At 69.2% G+C, this 15,141-nt stretch carries 15 protein-coding genes; 5 read left to right on the top strand and 10 right to left on the bottom strand.

The annotated features are described in order from the left end of the window. Position 1 precedes the first annotated feature (1 nt). A complete protein-coding gene (locus tag F3S47_RS15755) occupies positions 2 to 607 on the bottom strand; it encodes a LolA family protein (protein ID WP_150446260.1) in 606 nt (201 codons plus the stop codon). 265 nt (positions 608 to 872) lie between these two features. Between F3S47_RS15755 and dps the strand changes: the two genes are divergently transcribed. Continuing rightward, positions 873 to 1,352 (top strand): DNA starvation/stationary phase protection protein Dps, encoded by a 480-nt coding sequence (gene dps, locus F3S47_RS15750; protein WP_150446259.1) that lies wholly within the window; start codon positions 873 to 875, stop codon positions 1,350 to 1,352. A 90-nt stretch (positions 1,353 to 1,442) separates the two neighbouring features. Here dps and F3S47_RS15745 read toward each other — a convergent pair whose 3' ends face one another. From F3S47_RS15745 to F3S47_RS15735, 3 genes are all read right to left on the bottom strand, one after another. Further along, the gene (locus F3S47_RS15745; RefSeq protein WP_150446258.1) at positions 1,443 to 4,322 is read right to left on the bottom strand and encodes a DNA translocase FtsK; all 2,880 of its coding nucleotides are present in this window, start codon (positions 4,320 to 4,322) and stop codon (positions 1,443 to 1,445) included. Between the two features lie 9 nt (positions 4,323 to 4,331). After that, positions 4,332 to 5,510, bottom strand: coding sequence for an aminotransferase class I/II-fold pyridoxal phosphate-dependent enzyme (locus F3S47_RS15740; protein ID WP_150446424.1), 1,179 nt, complete (start codon positions 5,508 to 5,510; stop codon positions 4,332 to 4,334). A 125-nt stretch (positions 5,511 to 5,635) separates the two neighbouring features. Continuing rightward, entirely contained in the window at positions 5,636 to 6,961 is a 1,326-nt protein-coding gene (locus tag F3S47_RS15735; RefSeq protein ID WP_150446257.1) for an amidase, read from the bottom strand. Between the two features lie 42 nt (positions 6,962 to 7,003). Between F3S47_RS15735 and F3S47_RS15730 the strand changes: the two genes are divergently transcribed. Then, positions 7,004 to 8,248 carry a UbiH/UbiF/VisC/COQ6 family ubiquinone biosynthesis hydroxylase gene (locus F3S47_RS15730; protein ID WP_150446256.1) on the top strand — a complete coding sequence of 415 codons (1,245 nt, stop codon included), beginning with the start codon at positions 7,004 to 7,006 and terminating at the stop codon, positions 8,246 to 8,248. Here the strand turns inward: F3S47_RS15730 and F3S47_RS15725 are convergent. Genes F3S47_RS15725 through trxA form a run of 3 tightly spaced genes read right to left on the bottom strand, consistent with a single transcriptional unit; the run spans position 8,245 to position 10,062 of the window. Beyond that, positions 8,245 to 8,397 carry a Trm112 family protein gene (locus F3S47_RS15725; protein ID WP_150446423.1) on the bottom strand — a complete coding sequence of 51 codons (153 nt, stop codon included), beginning with the start codon at positions 8,395 to 8,397 and terminating at the stop codon, positions 8,245 to 8,247. The genes F3S47_RS15730 and F3S47_RS15725 overlap by 4 nt on opposite strands. A gap of 59 nt (positions 8,398 to 8,456) precedes the next feature. Continuing rightward, a complete protein-coding gene (locus tag F3S47_RS15720; RefSeq protein WP_150446255.1) occupies positions 8,457 to 9,101 on the bottom strand; it encodes an LON peptidase substrate-binding domain-containing protein in 645 nt (214 codons plus the stop codon). A gap of 28 nt (positions 9,102 to 9,129) precedes the next feature. Beyond that, on the bottom strand, positions 9,130 to 10,062 hold the full coding sequence (gene trxA, locus F3S47_RS15715; RefSeq protein ID WP_150446254.1) for a thioredoxin: 933 nt from the start codon (positions 10,060 to 10,062) through the stop codon (positions 9,130 to 9,132). A gap of 139 nt (positions 10,063 to 10,201) precedes the next feature. Between trxA and F3S47_RS15710 the strand changes: the two genes are divergently transcribed. Continuing rightward, positions 10,202 to 10,840 (top strand): SGNH/GDSL hydrolase family protein, encoded by a 639-nt coding sequence (locus F3S47_RS15710; RefSeq protein WP_150446253.1) that lies wholly within the window; start codon positions 10,202 to 10,204, stop codon positions 10,838 to 10,840. Positions 10,841 to 10,866: 26 nt separating this feature from the next. Here F3S47_RS15710 and F3S47_RS15705 read toward each other — a convergent pair whose 3' ends face one another. Together F3S47_RS15705 and F3S47_RS15700 are read right to left on the bottom strand one after the other, a co-directional pair. Continuing rightward, positions 10,867 to 11,655 (bottom strand): exodeoxyribonuclease III, encoded by a 789-nt coding sequence (locus F3S47_RS15705; protein WP_150446252.1) that lies wholly within the window; start codon positions 11,653 to 11,655, stop codon positions 10,867 to 10,869. A gap of 60 nt (positions 11,656 to 11,715) precedes the next feature. Then, complete coding sequence (locus F3S47_RS15700) at positions 11,716 to 12,819, bottom strand: aminotransferase class I/II-fold pyridoxal phosphate-dependent enzyme (protein WP_150446251.1); 1,104 nt, start codon at positions 12,817 to 12,819, stop codon at positions 11,716 to 11,718. Positions 12,820 to 12,921: 102 nt separating this feature from the next. Here F3S47_RS15700 and F3S47_RS15695 point away from each other — a divergent pair, with 102 nt between their 5' ends. Together F3S47_RS15695 and F3S47_RS15690 are read left to right on the top strand one after the other, a co-directional pair. Further along, the gene (locus F3S47_RS15695; RefSeq protein ID WP_191090216.1) at positions 12,922 to 13,461 is read left to right on the top strand and encodes a GNAT family N-acetyltransferase; all 540 of its coding nucleotides are present in this window, start codon (positions 12,922 to 12,924) and stop codon (positions 13,459 to 13,461) included. A 37-nt stretch (positions 13,462 to 13,498) separates the two neighbouring features. After that, positions 13,499 to 14,338, top strand: a complete 840-nt coding sequence (locus tag F3S47_RS15690) for an EamA family transporter (protein WP_150446249.1) — start codon at positions 13,499 to 13,501, stop codon at positions 14,336 to 14,338. A gap of 12 nt (positions 14,339 to 14,350) precedes the next feature. On the opposite strand, the gene F3S47_RS15685 is transcribed toward F3S47_RS15690, so the two are convergent. Further along, on the bottom strand, positions 14,351 to 14,962 hold the full coding sequence (locus F3S47_RS15685) for a cation diffusion facilitator family transporter (protein ID WP_150446248.1): 612 nt from the start codon (positions 14,960 to 14,962) through the stop codon (positions 14,351 to 14,353). Positions 14,963 to 15,141 lie beyond the last annotated feature (179 nt).

The raw sequence follows: 15,141 nt of genomic DNA, 5'->3' as shown, positions 1-15,141 counted from the left end.
ATCACTCCCAGTCGCGCGTCTCCGCGATGATGTTGAAGAGGCGGTCGGGCACACCGACCCCCTTCGCAAGGTCGCCCAGGATCACGGTGGTCTGGGTGCCGGTCTCGTCGGTCACGATCCACTGGCGCAGCTCGACGGGCGAGCCGGTGAATTTCAGCTGGATGTTGCCCAGTTCCGGCCGCTGCGGGTCCTGCGCGGTCACGGTCGTTGCCGTGCCGTCGAAGGTGTGACGGGTCACCATGCCGGACCGGGACAGGTCGATGGTGCGATCCAGGATGATCTTCAGCGGGGTCTCCGCGAGCGGATAGCGCTCGGGGTTGCGGTCCGACTGCGGGTCGAAGACGGCGACCGAGCCGCCACCGGCCATCACCAGGCTGCCGTCGGGGGGATTGTACTCGAAGCGGATGCGGCCGGGGCGCTTGATATAGAGCTGGCCGGTGGAGATCGTGCCGTCGGCGTTGACCTGGGTGAATTCCCCCTCGGCAGTGGCGAAGGAGTTCAGGTACTGGCTGATCTCCCCGAGTGAGAGCTGCTGGGCCTTGGCGGCGCCTGCGAAGGCGGCAAGTGCCATGGGGATCAGGAGAGTGAGAAGGCGAAGGGTCTTCATGGCGGTCCTTGGTCCTTGGTTTCGGGCCTCGATGCCCAACATAGGTGCACCTGCTGCGGAATGCCCGTGCTAGGCGATATCATGCCCGGGCTAGCGAGTGTCCCGGCGGGTCCGGCGGGAAAAGCGTCTGGTCCGGCGTCCTTCAGGGCTTGGCGTTCCGTCGATCTGTGCAGGTCGGCTGTGCGGCTCCTTCAGGAACCCGGGCAAGGCGGCGCAGTTTCCTCCCCGACATCTTTCTTTGCATCCGCACGACAAGGAGACAGCCATGCCCGAATCTTTCGTGAAAGGACTCGACGACAACGCCCGCAAGACCTCCATCGATCTGCTCAACGCCTGCCTCGCCGATACCGAGGCGATGACGCTGGCGGTGAAGCAGGCGCACTGGAACCTCAAGGGCCGCGGGTTCATCGGCGTGCACGAGCTGCTCGACGATGCCGCCCAGCACCTGCGTGATGCCGCTGATCTGATGGCCGAGCGTGCCGTGATCCTCGGCGGCTACGCCAAGGGCACCGTCGAAGAGGCCGCCCGGAAGACCCGGATCGAGGCCTACCCGCTCGAGATCGAGAAGATCGACGATCACATCGTCGCCCTGACCGACCGCTACCTGGAGTTCGGCAAGACCCTCCGCGAAGCGCTCGAAGCCGCGGGCGAGGCCGGTGACGACGACACCGAGGACCTCTTCACCGAGGTCAGCCGGACTGTCGACAAGGACGCCTGGTTCATCGGCGCCAACCGCCCGAACTGAGCCTCCGATTAAATTGGGAAGCGCCCGTCAGAGGCGCTCATGAGAGGGTCGGCAGCAGCCGGCCCTCTTTTTTGCGGGGCGAGACGCCCATCAGATCTCGGGGACGAGAACCTCGCGTTTGCCGACGTGGTTCGCGGCGCTGACGACGCCCTGTTCCTCCATCTGCTCCACCAGCCGCGCGGCCTTGTTGTAGCCGATGGCCAGCTTGCGCTGGATGTAGGAGGTCGAGCACTTCCGGTCCTTGGCCGCGATGGCGACCGCCTGATCGTAGAGCGCGTCATCGCCGCTGGCGCCGTTGCTCGAGCCGAGGCCGAGCACCGCGTCGATGTCGCTTTCCTTGTCCTCGTCGGGGCCGTCCACGACGCCGGACTTGTAGTCGGGCGGGCCGAACTGCTTGAGGTGGGTCACGATCTCCTCGACCTCCTCGTCCGAGCAGAACGGTCCGTGGACGCGGGTGATCTTGGCGCCGCCGGCCATGTAGAGCATGTCGCCCTGCCCCAGCAGCTGTTCCGCGCCCTGCTCGCCGAGGATGGTGCGGCTGTCGACCTTCGACGTCACCTGGAAGCTGATGCGCGTCGGGAAGTTCGCCTTGATCGTGCCGGTGATGACGTCGACCGAGGGGCGCTGCGTCGCCATGATGAGGTGGATTCCGCTCGCCCGCGCCATCTGTGCGAGACGCTGGATGCAGGCCTCGATCTCCTTGCCCGCGACCATCATCAGGTCGGCCATCTCGTCGACGATAACGACGATATAGGGCATGGTCTCGGGCATGATCTCCTCGGTCTCGAACACCGGATCGCCCGTCTCGTCGTCGAAGCCGGTCTGCACCGTGCGGGAGAAGGTTTCGCCCTTGGAGAGCGCATCGCGGACGCGGGAGTTGTAGCCTTCGATATTCCGGACGCCCATCTTGGACATCTTGCGGTAGCGGTCCTCCATCTCGGCAACGGTCCACTTGAGAGCGACGACCGCTTTCTTGGGATCGGTCACGACCGGGCTGAGCAGGTGCGGGATGCCGTCGTAGACGCTGAGTTCCAGCATCTTCGGGTCGATCATGATGAGCCGGCATTCCTCGGGCGAGAGCTTGTAGAGGAGGCTCAGGATCATCGTGTTGATCGCCACGGACTTACCGGAGCCGGTGGTCCCCGCGATCAGCAGGTGAGGCATCTTGGCAAGGTTGGCGATCACCGGCTCGCCGCCGATGTCCTTGCCCAGCGCCAGCGGGAGCCGCTGGTTCCCGTCTCCGAAATCGCGGGAGGCCAGCATCTCGCGCAGGATCACCATCTCGCGCTTCTCGTTCGGAAGTTCGATACCGATGACCGAGCGGCCCGGCACGGTGGAGACACGGGCCGACAGCGCCGACATCGAGCGGGCGATGTCGTCCGCCAGCCCGATCACGCGGGAAGCCTTGAGACCCGGTGCGGGCTCCAGCTCGTACATCGTGACGACGGGGCCCGGGCGCACGCTGACGATTTCGCCCTTCACGCCGTAGTCGTCGAGCACCGTCTCGAGCATCCGGGCATTCGCCTCGAGCGCCTCGTCGGAGAGGTGGTGACGCTGGATCGTCTCGGGATTGGTCAGCAGGCTGAGCGGCGGAGCCTCGTAGTCGGGCACCTGCGCGCCGGAACCGAGAGAGAGGCTTGGCTGTGCCTCCTCGATTGCGCGGCGCGAAGGTTTGACCTCGCGCTTCGGCGGATGCTGGACCACGGCCTTCGGCGGCTCGGCCGGCGGCGGCGCGGGGTAGTCGGCGGGGGCCGGCTGCGTGCGCTCGAAATTCGTCTCCGGGATCGGCGCGTTGACCAGTTCCGGCTCCGGCATGGGCCGGTCGGAGAAGTCCTCCTCGGCCGGCGCTTCGATCCGGCTGCTCGCGGTGAGCGGCGGCTCCGCCGGGAAACCGGTCTTGGCGATCAGCGGCTCCCGCCGGCGCGGCAGCTTGGGCGCCGGTCCGGCCGCCTCGGAAACGCGGAGCGAGGGGCGGACCCTGGCCTTGATGGCGTCGCTGATGCGGGAGCGGACCCGGTCCTCGGGCTCATCCTCTTCGGCGACTTCGACTTCGGGCTCCGGCTCCGACTCGGCCTTCCGGCGAAGCCCGGGCACCCGGCCGAGCAGGCCTCCGCGCGGACGGTCGTCCTCGTCCTCGATGAGGTCGGGCTCTTCAGTGGCTGCCCCGCGCCGGGCGCGGATGACCGCGGCGACCCGGTCGGCGGGGGAGATCGGATCGACCTCGGGATGGAGCTCCGCCCGTTCGGCTGCGCGCTCAACGCGGCGGGCCTGCGCGGTGCGGGCGACAGAGACACCGACCCGGGCCCCGGCGGCGCCCGCCTGGGCTCCGCGGCTCAGCAGGCGCAGGAGCATCGCGTAGGACAGCACCACGCCGACGAGCAGGAACTTGCCGCCGGCCCGGATCTCGGTCCAGGTAAATCCCATCACGAAGAGACCGAGCGCCAGCGTGCCGAGGCCGATGAGCGCGGAGAGGAGTTTCACGCCAAGCACGGGGCCGACCGGCGCGATGGTCAGCGCGATCGAGAGGGCGGTGTCGCCGAAGAGCCCCCCGAGACCGAAGGAATGCGTCCAGGCACTCCCCGGCACCAGGGTCGCCGCGTAGACCGACATGAGGGCGATGGCGATCGGGGCAAAGATCGCGCGGCCGAGCGCCCGCTCCTGTCCGGTGTGGAAGGTGAACCGGAGGCCCCAGGCGAGCAGCACCGCGGCGATGCCGAGCCCGCCCCAGCCCACGATCATGAAGAGCGGAGCCGCCGCAGCGGCCCCGGCCCGGCCGAGCCAGTTCTTCACAGGCGCATCGGTCGCCGAGATCCAAGAGGGATCCTCGGGCGTGTAGGACCAGAGCATCGCGAAGACGGCGAGACCCGCCACGACCAGGACGAGGCCCAGCAGCTCCTGGCCGCGCCGCTCCAGGGCGGCCTGGGTCGAGCTGTCGAGAAGGGGGTCTCTGGTGCGGGTCTGATACGCCATCGTCTCTCCTCAGTCGTAGAGGCATTCGCGGATCGCGGCGAGACCGCGCCGCATGTCTTCAAGGGGGGCCACCATGGCGGCCCGGATGTATCCGGCGCCGGGATTGGTGCGGCCGGCATCGCGGCCGAGATAGGCACCGGGCAGGACCCGGACGCCGGTCTCGCGCCAGAGCCGGAGGGCGGCCTCTTCGCCCTCGGGCACGGGAAGCCAGAGAAAGAACCCCGCTTCGGGGGGCATGTAGCCGGGCACGCCCGCGAAGATCCCGTCGGCCACGCGGTACTTCTCGGCGTAGAGCGCGCGGTTCTCGGTGACGTGGGCCTCGTCGACCCAGACGCGGGCGGCGACGTGCTGAAGCGGGTTGGGCAGCGGCGCCCCGGCGTAGGCCCGGAGCTGGCGAAGGCGGCGCAGACTCTCCGGACCACCGGCCGCGAACCCGGACCGAAGGCCGGGCAGGTTCGACCGCTTGGACAGCGAATGGAACACCAGCGCGCGCTCCGGGTCCGCTCCCACAGCCGCCGCCGCGGGTAGTAGGCCGGGCGGGGGCGTGTCGCGGTAGATCTCGGAATAGCACTCGTCGGCGAAGATCCGGAAATCGTGCTTCTCCGCCAGGGCCAGCAGCCTGCGCCAGTAGCTCTCGTCGGCGACAGCGCCCTGCGGGTTGGACGGCGAGCAGAGCCAGAAGATCGCCGCGCGGTCGAGCGCTTCGGCCGGGATGGCGTCGAGGTCCGGCAGAAACCCCGTTTCGGCGGTCGCCTCGAGGTAGACCGGCTCCGCGCCCACCGAGAGGGCGGCGACGGCATAGACCTGGTAGAACGGGTTCGGCATGAGCACGGTCGGCGTCCGTCCGCCCTTGGTTTCGGGGCAGAGCGCCATGACCGCGTTGTAGAGGCCTTCGCGGGTCCCGTTGAGCGCGATGACCTGCTCTGCCGCGACGGTGACGCCGTAGCGCCGGTCGAGCCAGCCGGTGATCGCCTCCAGCAGCTCGGGCGTCCCCTCGTTGACCGGATAGTTCGCGAAGCCGCCGATCGCCGAGTCGAGCGCCTCGGCAAGGAAGCCGGGCATCGGGTGCTTGGGCTCGCCGATGGACATGTGCAGAGGCGGCCCGCCCGGCTCATGGCCGTCGAGCAAAGCCCGCAGACGCGGGAACGCGTAGGCTGGAAGGTCCTGAAACCTCTCCGGAAACTGCATCATGTGCCTCGAACGTCCGGGATCCTGGCCGCCCCGGTTATTGGCCCGCAGGGTAGACTGGCGGCCGCACCGGTGTCCAGCGACCAGCCGCGTGGCAGCGGGGCCACAGGGGCCCGGTGTGGCTTTCAGGCCAAGGCGCGCTCTGCGGCGTGCCCGAGCCTCAGCAGCCTCTGCTCGGTCCGCGGACCGGCGGTGAGCATCAGGCCGCAGGCGGGCGTGCCGGTCGGGATCGTGAGTGAGGCACCGCCCATCAGGTTCGCCAGGCGCGTGTTCCGGAGCGTGGCGAGGTTGGCGCTCTTGTAGTGCTCTGGATCGTCGAGAAGCCGCTGCACCTTCGGCGGCAGGATCGGCACCGTCGGCGAGAGTACCGCGTCGTAGGGCTTGATCAGCCGATCGAAGTCCGCCCGGAGTTCCCGCAGCCTCCGCCAGAGAGCGAGGTAGTCGGAGGCCGAGACGTCGCGGCCCGCGGAGACCCGGTCGCGGATCTGGGGAAACATCCGCGCGCCGTTCGCCTCGACGCGCTCGCGCCACCAGGACCAGGCGTCGGCCGTGTAGAGCGCGCCTGCCATGCCGTAGGCTTCTTCCAGCTCAGGCCACTCGATGCGCTGGCTCGTGGCGCCCTGCCCTTTCAGCTTCGCCAGAGCCTCTTCGAAGGCCCGTCTCGGCGCTTCCTCGAGGTCGGCCATCAGCACCGTCTCGATCACGAGGAACCGCCGCCCCTCGAGAGAGGCGCCCGTCAGGTCGGTGGCCGGACCGCCCAGCGCGCCGAAGAAGAGCGTGGCGTCCTCCACGGTTCGGGCGAGGGGACCGATGGTGTCGAAGGTCTCGCAGAGCGGCACGGTGCCGTCGAGCGACAACAGCCCGTGCGTGGTCTTGAGTCCCACGAGGTCGTTCCAGGCCGCCGGCACCCGGACAGAGCCGCCCGTATCGCTGCCGATGGCGCCCGCGGCGAGCCCGAAGGCAACCGAGGCCGCGCCGCCGGAGGTCGACCCGCCCGGGACCGCCTCGGCGTCATGAAGGTTGGGCGGTGTCTGGGTCATCGGGTTGAGCCCGAGGCCAGAGAAGGCGATCTCGCTCAGGTGGGTCTTGCCGAGGCAGACCAGCCCCTGCCGAGTCGCGTGCCCCAGAACGCGCGCGTCGGTCTCGGGCGTGCGGCCCTCGAGGAGAAGGGTCCCCGCCTCGGTCGCCACTCCGGCGGTGTCGAAGAGGTCCTTCCAACTCACCGGCACGCCGTCGAGCGGCGAGAGCCGGTGCCCCGTTCGGGCGCGCTCTGCCGAGGCCTCGGCCTCCGCCAGGGCCCGGTCGGGCGTTGTGCGGGCAAAGATGCGGTCGCGCGAGGGATGGCTCTCGATCGTGTCGAGATGGGCGCGCGTCAGCGCCCTGGGGTCGATCTCGCCCCGTCCGATCCTGCGGCCGAGATCGGCGGCCGTGGCCCGAAGCCAATCGTCCATCGCGTCCTCCTGTCGCGGCAGACGCTAGCCACAAGGCCGGTCATGGACAATCCCGGCGGTCGGGCCATAGTCCGGATCATGGACAACGGCATTCTCATCGCCGGCGGCGGGCTCAATGGTTGCGCGCTTGCCGTCGCCCTGTCGCGGGCGGGCTTCAAGGTCACCGTCATCGACGCCCAGCCGCGGGAGACCCGGTCCGAGCGAGGCTTCGACGGACGCTCCTACGCGCTGGCCCATGCCTCGCGCCGGCTTCTCGACCGGATCGGCGCCTGGGACGCTGTCGCGGACGAGGCCCAGCCGATGCTGGAGATCAAGGTCACCGATGGCAGACCGGGTGAAGGGCCTTCCCCCTTCCTGCTGCACTTCGATCACGCGGAGATCGAGGAAGGCCCGATGGGCTGGATGGTCGAGGATCGCCACCTCCGCCCTGCCCTCCTGGACGCGATGGAGGCCGAAGGCGTGCGCCACCTGGCCGGCGAGACGCTGGTCGCACAAGAGGTAGCCGCGACCGGTGTGACGGCCACCCTCGGCTCAGGCACGACACTGGACGGGGTGCTGCTGGTCGGCTGCGACGGCCGGTCGAGCGGCGTGGCCCGGCGCGCGGGCATCGGGCGGACCGGCTGGGGCTATGGCCAGAAGGCCGTTGTCTGCGCCGTGGCGCACGAGCGCGAGCACGGCGGCATCGCGCACCAGTTCTTCATGCCGGGCGGTCCGCTGGCGATCCTGCCGCTCAAGGGAAACCGCTCCTCCATCGTCTGGTCCGAGCGGGAAACGCGCGCCGACGCCCTGCTTGCAATGGACGACGCGGCCTTTCTCGACGCCCTCCGCCCCGCCTTCGGGTCGTTCCTCGGTGAAATCTCCCTGGAAGGCGCCCGTTTCGGCTATCCGCTCGGGCTCTCGCTCGCCGAGCGCTTCGTCGCTCCGCGCGTCGCGCTGCTCGGTGACGCGGCGCACGGGGTGCACCCGGTCGCGGGCCAGGGACTGAACGCGGGGCTGAGGGACGTGGGCGCGCTCGTGGCCGTTCTCTCCGAGGCCCGGCAGCGCGGCGAGGAGATCGGCGCGTCCCCGGTGCTGGCGCGTTACGAGCGCTGGCGCCGCTTCGACACCGCGACACTTGCCGCCGCCACGGACGGGGTGACGCGGCTCTTCTCGAACGACAACCCGCTGCTGCGGGGACTGCGCGACCTCGGCCTCGGCGCGGTGAACGCCCTGCCCGGCCTTCGGCGCGGTTTCATCCGGGAGGCGGCGGGGCTGACGGGCGAACTGCCGCCCCTCATGCGCCCCTAGTCCAGCTGCCGCGCCTCGCCGGCGAGCATGATCGGTATCCCGCCCCGGATCGGGTAGGCGAGGTGCGCGGCCTTGCTCACCAGTTCCTGCCGGTCGGCATCGTAGCTGAGCACCGCATGGGTTTCCGGGCAGACCAGGAATTCGAGCATCCGGCGGTCGAAGGTCGCCTGCTCCGCGGGCTCCTCCGGCGGGAGTTCGGGTTCGTCCGTCACTGAAGTCTCTCCTCTCCGGTGCCGCCACCGCTCCGCAGGGCGAATTCCATCAGCGTGACCAGCGTCTCTCGCCGGGTGGTCAGCGAGGGTGCTTCCAGCAGGGCCTGCTTGTCCTCCGGTTCGAAGGGGCAAAGCATGGACAGCGAGTTGATCAGCAATTCGTCCTCGGCTTCCTTCAGGCTGTCCCAGTCGGTGGAGAGACCTTGTTCGCTGAAGAAGCGTTCGAGCAGGGCCATGAAGCTCTTCCGGTCGAAAACCGTATCGTGCTCGACGGGGCCCAGGTCGCGGTCGAAGCCCTCCCACTTCACGTCGCAGCGCCGGTAGGGGGTGAACCCCTCGACCTCACGCTCGACGCGGAACCGGGAGACACCCGACAAGGTGATCATGTAGCGGCCGTCCTCCGTCTCGGAGAAGGCCGTCACGCGCCCGGCACAGCCGATGGTGTGGAGCCCTTCGCGGCCCTGGTGCTCCCAGGGCTGGATCATCCCGATCAGCCGTTCCTGCGTCTTGAGACAGTCGTCGAGCATCGCGAGATATCGCGGCTCGAATATATGCAACGGGAGCCGGGCGCGGGGCAGGAGCAGCGCGCCCGGAAGAGGAAAGACGGGGATCGTCCCCGGCAGATCAGCCGCCTTCAACATGGTAAGGCTAGCTAGACCGCGTTGAGTGTCAGGCAAATATCATCGAGCTGAGTTTTCGCCTTCCGTTGAGGACGATGGGGTCCGTCGGCTTCAACGAATCGAAGATGGTGAAGAGCTGGGTCTTCGCCGCCTGGTCGTTCCACTCGCGGTCCCGGCGGAACAGCTCGAGCAGTTCTGCCACCGCGGCCTCGGTCTCGCCGCTCGCCTGCAGGGCGGTGGCGAGATCGTAGCGCGCCTGGTGGTCGTCCGGGTTCGCCTCGACCTTGGCCCTCAGATCGGCAACCGGACCCGCGTTCTCGGCCTGGCGGGCGAGCTGAATTGCCGCAGCCGCAGCCTCGATCTCGGGCGAGCCGTGGAGGTCGGCAGGGGCGCCGTTCAGCACCGCCTCGGCCTCGTTCACCTGACCCAGCGCCAGATAGGCACGAACGAGCCCGCCGTAGGCCGCGGCGTTCTTGTCGTCTTCCTGGAGAATGGCGGCAAAGGTCTCGGCCGCATCGGAGGCCGCGCCTTCGGAAAGCATCTGCTCGGCCGCCTCGACCGCCTGGGCCAGTCCGTCTTCCTCTTCGCCGCCTTCGGCTCCCCCGCCCATCTCGGCGAGTTTCTGGACGAACTCGTCGATCTGGCTCGGGGGCAGCGCGCCCTGGAAGCCGTCGACCGGCTGGCCCTGGAAGAAGGCATAGACCGTCGGGATCGACTGCACGCGCAGTTGTCCCGCGACCTGCTGGTTCTGGTCCACGTCGATCTTGACCAGCTTCACCTTGCCGTTCTGCTTCTGCACCGCGGCCTCGAGCGCCGGGCCCAGCTGCTTGCAGGGGCCGCACCAGGTCGCCCAGAAGTCGACGATCACCGGAACCTTCTGCGAGGCCTCGACCACGTCCTGCATGAAGGTCTGGTCTGAACCTTCGCTGATATGCTCTCCGGCCTGCGGGGCCGTGTTCGTCTGTCCGCCGAGCTCGATCATCGCGCACCTCTTGCCGATCGGGTGTCCTTGGGTCGCGCCCTATATGGGCGTCATGGCCCGATAGGAAAAGCCCCGTCGCTTGCGCGGGCCGGGGGCGGAGCCTAGCGTCCGGCTCACGCGACGACCGGAGGACCCGCCCATGCCCACCCTGCTCGCCTTCGGCGACAGCAACACCCACGGCACGCCGCCGATCGAAACCCGCGGCGAATACCGCCGCTACGGTCGGGCCGACCGCTGGCCGGGCGCCTGCTCCGCGGCGCTGGGCCCGGACTGGGAGGTGATCGAGGAGGGGCTTCCGGGGCGCACGGCCTGCCATCCCGACCCGATCATGGGCGCTCACATGGATGCCCGCCCCGCGCTGCGCACCGCGCTGGAGAGCCACGGCCCGCTCGACGTGCTGGTTCTCATGCTCGGCACCAACGACGCCAAGACCCGGTTCGCGCCCTCCGCGGATCGAATCGTGGCCGGGATCGCGGGGCTCTGCGACCACGCGCTCGGCCCGGACATGCAGGTCCGGCACGGCGGCTTCTCTATGCTACTGGTCTGTCCTCCGCTCGTGCGCGAGGTGGGACCGGTCTCGATGGAGTTCATCGGCGCGGAACGGGTGATGGCCGGACTGCCGGCAGAGCTCTTGAGCTACGCGGAGCGGCGCGGCGCGGGATACTTCGACGCGAACTCCGTCATCGAGGTGAGTCCGGTCGACGGCATCCACTTCGACGAATCCGCCCATCGCCGGCTGGGCGAGGCCATCGCGGGCGCGGTGCTCGGGCTGGTCTGAGCGCCCGACGCGGTGCCGCGTTCCGCCTACAGGTCGAAGGTGGCGAAGACCGGGGCATGGTCGGAGGGCTGCTGCCAGCCACGGCAGGCGCGCAGGATACGGCTGCCGTGCGCCGCGCCGGCTATGTCGGGCGTCGCCCAGATATGGTCGAGCCTCCGGCCCTTGTCCGCCGCGTCCCAGTCCGGCGACCGGTAGGACCACCACGAATAGAGCCGTCCCTCCGGCAGGTCCTTGCGGGTGACGTCGACCCAGCCGCCGGCCTCCTGCATGTCCCCGAGGTGCTCCACCTCGACCGGAGTGTGGCTGACCACTTTCACCATCTTCTTGTGATCCCAGACGTCGTCCTCACGCGGCGCGATGTTCAGGTCGCCCACGAGGATCGAGCGCTCGGGCCGGTCGGCGTGAAAGGCGTCGCGCATGGCGGTCAGGTAGTCGAGCTTCTGGCCGAACTTCTCGTTGATCGTCCGGTCCGGCTTGTCGCCGCCGGCCGGGACGTAGAAATTGTGGATGACGGTGCCGTCTTCCAGCCGCCCTGCGATGTGGCGGGCGTGGCCGAGCGAGGCGTAGTCGTAGGCGGCGACCTCCTCGACCGGCCGCTTCGAAAGGATCGCGACGCCGTTGTAGCCCTTCTGGCCCCGCGCGATCATGTGCTCGTAGCCCAGCGCCCTGAACCCGTCGACCGGGATCTTCTCGACCGGAGACTTGCACTCCTGAAGGCAGAGGATGTCGGGGCTCTCTTCGGTCAGGAGGCGGGCGACGAGGCCCTCGCGCAGGCGGACGGAGTTGATGTTCCAGGTGGCGAGGGTGAAGGACATGCGGCGAACTCCTGTCTGTGACGTGCCCCCTGATGCCAAGCGGCCGCCCGGGCCACAAGCTCAGAGGGCGGAGAGCACCGGACCGAGCCGGGCCAGCCCCTCGGTCATCACCTCCTCCGGCTGGGCGTAGCCGACGCGCAGCGTGCCCTCCACGCCCATGACGGAGCCCGGCGTCAGCAGAACCCCGGTCTCGGCCAGCAGCCGCTCGGCCAGCGGACGCGACGGCGTCTCGCCCGGATAGGTGATGAGGGCGACGGTCCCGGCCTGCGGCGGCACCCAGCCGACACGGGGGGTCGCCTCGATCCAGTCCGCCATTTGCGCGCGCCTGCCACGGGTAACCCGACGGGCACGGTCGATGAGCGCCTGGCGGTGTTCGAGCGCGAGCGAGGCGAGATGATCGTCGACCCGGCCGACGCTGATGGTGGAGTAGTCGCGGTGCAGCTCGGCAAGACGCAGGATCTCCGTCGGCGCAACGATCCACCCCAGCCGCAGCCCGGCGAGCCCGAAGATCTTGGACATGCCGCCTGTCGCGATCCCCTTCTCGTAGAGGTCGGCGACGGAGGGCCCGGGCTCCGCGCCGCGGTAGACCTCGTCGGAGAGGATCCAGGCGTCGGCCTCCCGCGCGATGGCGACGATCTCGTCGAGCATTTCCGGCGGCATGAGGCTGCCGGTGGGGTTGTTGGGGTTGGTGAACGTGAGCAGGCGCGCGCCGCCCGCCATCGCCTCTCGCAAGCGATCCAGGTCCGGAAGCCAGCCATCCTCCGGCCGCAGCTGCAGCTCGACGAGCTCCGCGCCCAGAGCCTCGGGGATCGCCGTATGCTGCTGGTAGGTCGGCGTGATCGAGACGACCTTGTCACCGGGCCCGACCAGCGCCTGGTAGACGAGCTGGTTGGCGCCGATGGTGCCATGGCAGATCAGGACGTTCTCCGCGGTCCGTCTCTCGTGCAGCCCCGCCACAAGCCCGCGCAACCTCTCGGAGCCGGTGATGGGGCCGTAGGTCAACGGCAGGCCGGCCAGCTCCTCTTCCAGCGTGCCGGTCCGACCGGCGATTTCGAGAAGCTCGCCGATGGTCAGGGAATGCACGCAGGTCTCCGCGAGGTTGAGCTCGCACCGGGTCTCCCAGGCGTTCATCCACTGCTCGACACCGAAGGGTTCGATCTTCATCCGTGCATACTCCCATCGTTCCGGGCAGGAATGGCACAGGCCGCGGGCGGTGCCCATGCCCGTCCGTGCACGGTTTCAGGCAACGCGCGGAGGGAGAGACGCATGATACTGGACGATAGTCTCCGGACCGCTCGGCTCGCGGTTCGGCCCTTCCGCGACGCGGACGCCGCCCGCCTGGTGGAGATATTCTCCGATCCGCAGGTCGCGCGGTTCGTCGGCGACGGCTCCTCGCTCTCTCTGGCGCAGGCCCGGAATTGGGTTGAGACGTCGAGGGCGAACCTCAGGGAACACGGCTACGGCACGGGCGCTGTCGTCCGCCCGCCCGGGGAGACCGTCCTCGGCTGGGCCGGCATCGCCCGGCCCCCCGGGCAACCGCAGGAGATCATCTACGGGCTCGACCGGGCGTACTGGGGACAGGGCTACGGACGCGAACTTGCCGCCGCGCTGGCCGACTTCGCCGAGGCCCGGGGGCTGGATCCCGTCCGTGCCACCGTCGACCGGGCCAACGCGATTTCCGGGCGGATCCTGAGGGACTGCGGCTTTCATGTCGCCGAGAGCTGGAAAGAGGATGGCGTGCTCGTGGACCTCTACCTGCGCCACGGCCGCCGCTCGCCCCTCGCGGCTCCCGCCCGGGGGTTGTAGGAAGGGCGGATCACGGGGAACCATCCAGAGCGGACGCATGGAGAACCACGTCTTCGCGGCCGTCCTGCTGGCCGCCCTCCTCCACGCGGGCTGGAACACCCTGGTCAAGGTCGGGCTGGACCGGCTGTCGACGATGCTGCTTCTGGCGCTTGTCCAAGCGGCGATCGCCCTCCCCCTGATCCCCTTCGTACCCGCCCCATCGCCAGAAGCCTGGCCCTGGATCGCGGGGGCGGCGGCGCTGCACGCGGGCTACAAGATCTTCCTAGCACAGGCCTACGCCCACGCTGATCTCAGTCAGGCCTACCCCGTGGCCCGGGGCACCGCGCCGGTCATCGTGCTCCTGGTGTCCGCCACGGTTCTCGGCGCCCGGTTCGAAACCGCGGCGATCGCCTCAGTCGGCGCGATCTCGGCCGGGTTGATCCTGATGGCGGTGAAGGGCGGCGGCGCGACGCCGCTCCGGGGCAAGGGACTCGCCTATGCCCTTGGAACGGCCGGTTTCACCGCGGGCTACACGCTCGTCGACGGCGTAGGGGCCAAGGTGGCGGACACCGCGTCGGGGTTCATCCTGCCTATGGTCGTGGGCGACGCCGTGCTCATGTGCGGCTATGCGGTCGCCCTGCGCGGTGGCTCGGCCTTCCGCTCGCTCGGTTCGGCATGGAAGAGCGGAACGGCCGCAGGCGCCATGTCCCTCGGCTCATACTGGATCGCGGTCTGGGCCTTCACCCAGGCGCCCATCGCACTCGTCGCGGCCCTGCGGGAATCCAGCATCCTCTTCGCCGTTCTCATCGCAGTCCTCCTGCTCGGCGAACGCGTGAGCCCGTGGCGCTGGGTCTCGATCGGGCTGATCGCCTGCGGCGTCGCGCTGATGAAGCTGTGACGCCCGGAGCGCCTAGCCCTCCGCCACCCGGCGGCCATCTCTCGCCTCCCGGAGGATCTCCAGGGCTTCCTTGACGACGTAGAGGCCGATGCCCCCACCGACGACGAGATCGGCATGTCGCAGCCCGCTGGCGAGAACGAGGATACCCGAGAGGATCACGGCGAGATTGGCGACCACGTCGACCCGCGTGAAGATCCAGGTCGCGCGCAGGTGCACGCCTGAGTCGCGGTACTGACCGAGGAGCCGGAGCACAGTCGCGTTGACCGCAAGCGCGACGACCGACACGGCGATCATCACGAGGCCCTCGGGCGGCTCGCCCGAGATCAGCCGCCGCACCACGTCGAACAGAAGCCCCAGCCCGAGGCAGAGCAGAACAACACCGCTGGTCGTGGCCGCCCGCGCCTTGAAGAGCGCCCCGCGCCCAACCGCGGCCAGGGCGATGGCGTAGGCCGAGGCATCCCCCAGCATGTCCAGCCCGTCAGCAATCAGTCCCGCGGAATGGGCAATGAGGCCGGCGGTGCCTTCGCCGGCGAACATCACGGCGTTCAGGTTCAGAGCGATCCAGAGAACACGGCGCTGGCCCGCCGTCTCCGCCTCGGGATCCCTGCATCCGCAATCTGCCATGCCTCGTCCCTTCCTGAGCGGCCCCGCGCAGGTGGTCTCACGCGGAGCCGGAAAAGAAAACGCCCAGGCCGAGGCCCGGGCGGTTAGTCCAACAGGGAGGTAAATTAGGTGACGACTTGACCCCGCCGTCAGGGGCTTCGGTGGGGTAACCGCCGGACCTGCCGCCGGTTCCCGAGATT

Source organism: Histidinibacterium aquaticum, assembly GCF_008710275.1.
Lineage (GTDB): Bacteria > Pseudomonadota > Alphaproteobacteria > Rhodobacterales > Rhodobacteraceae > Oceanicola > Oceanicola aquaticus.
This window is presented reverse-complemented; position numbering and strand designations above follow the sequence as displayed.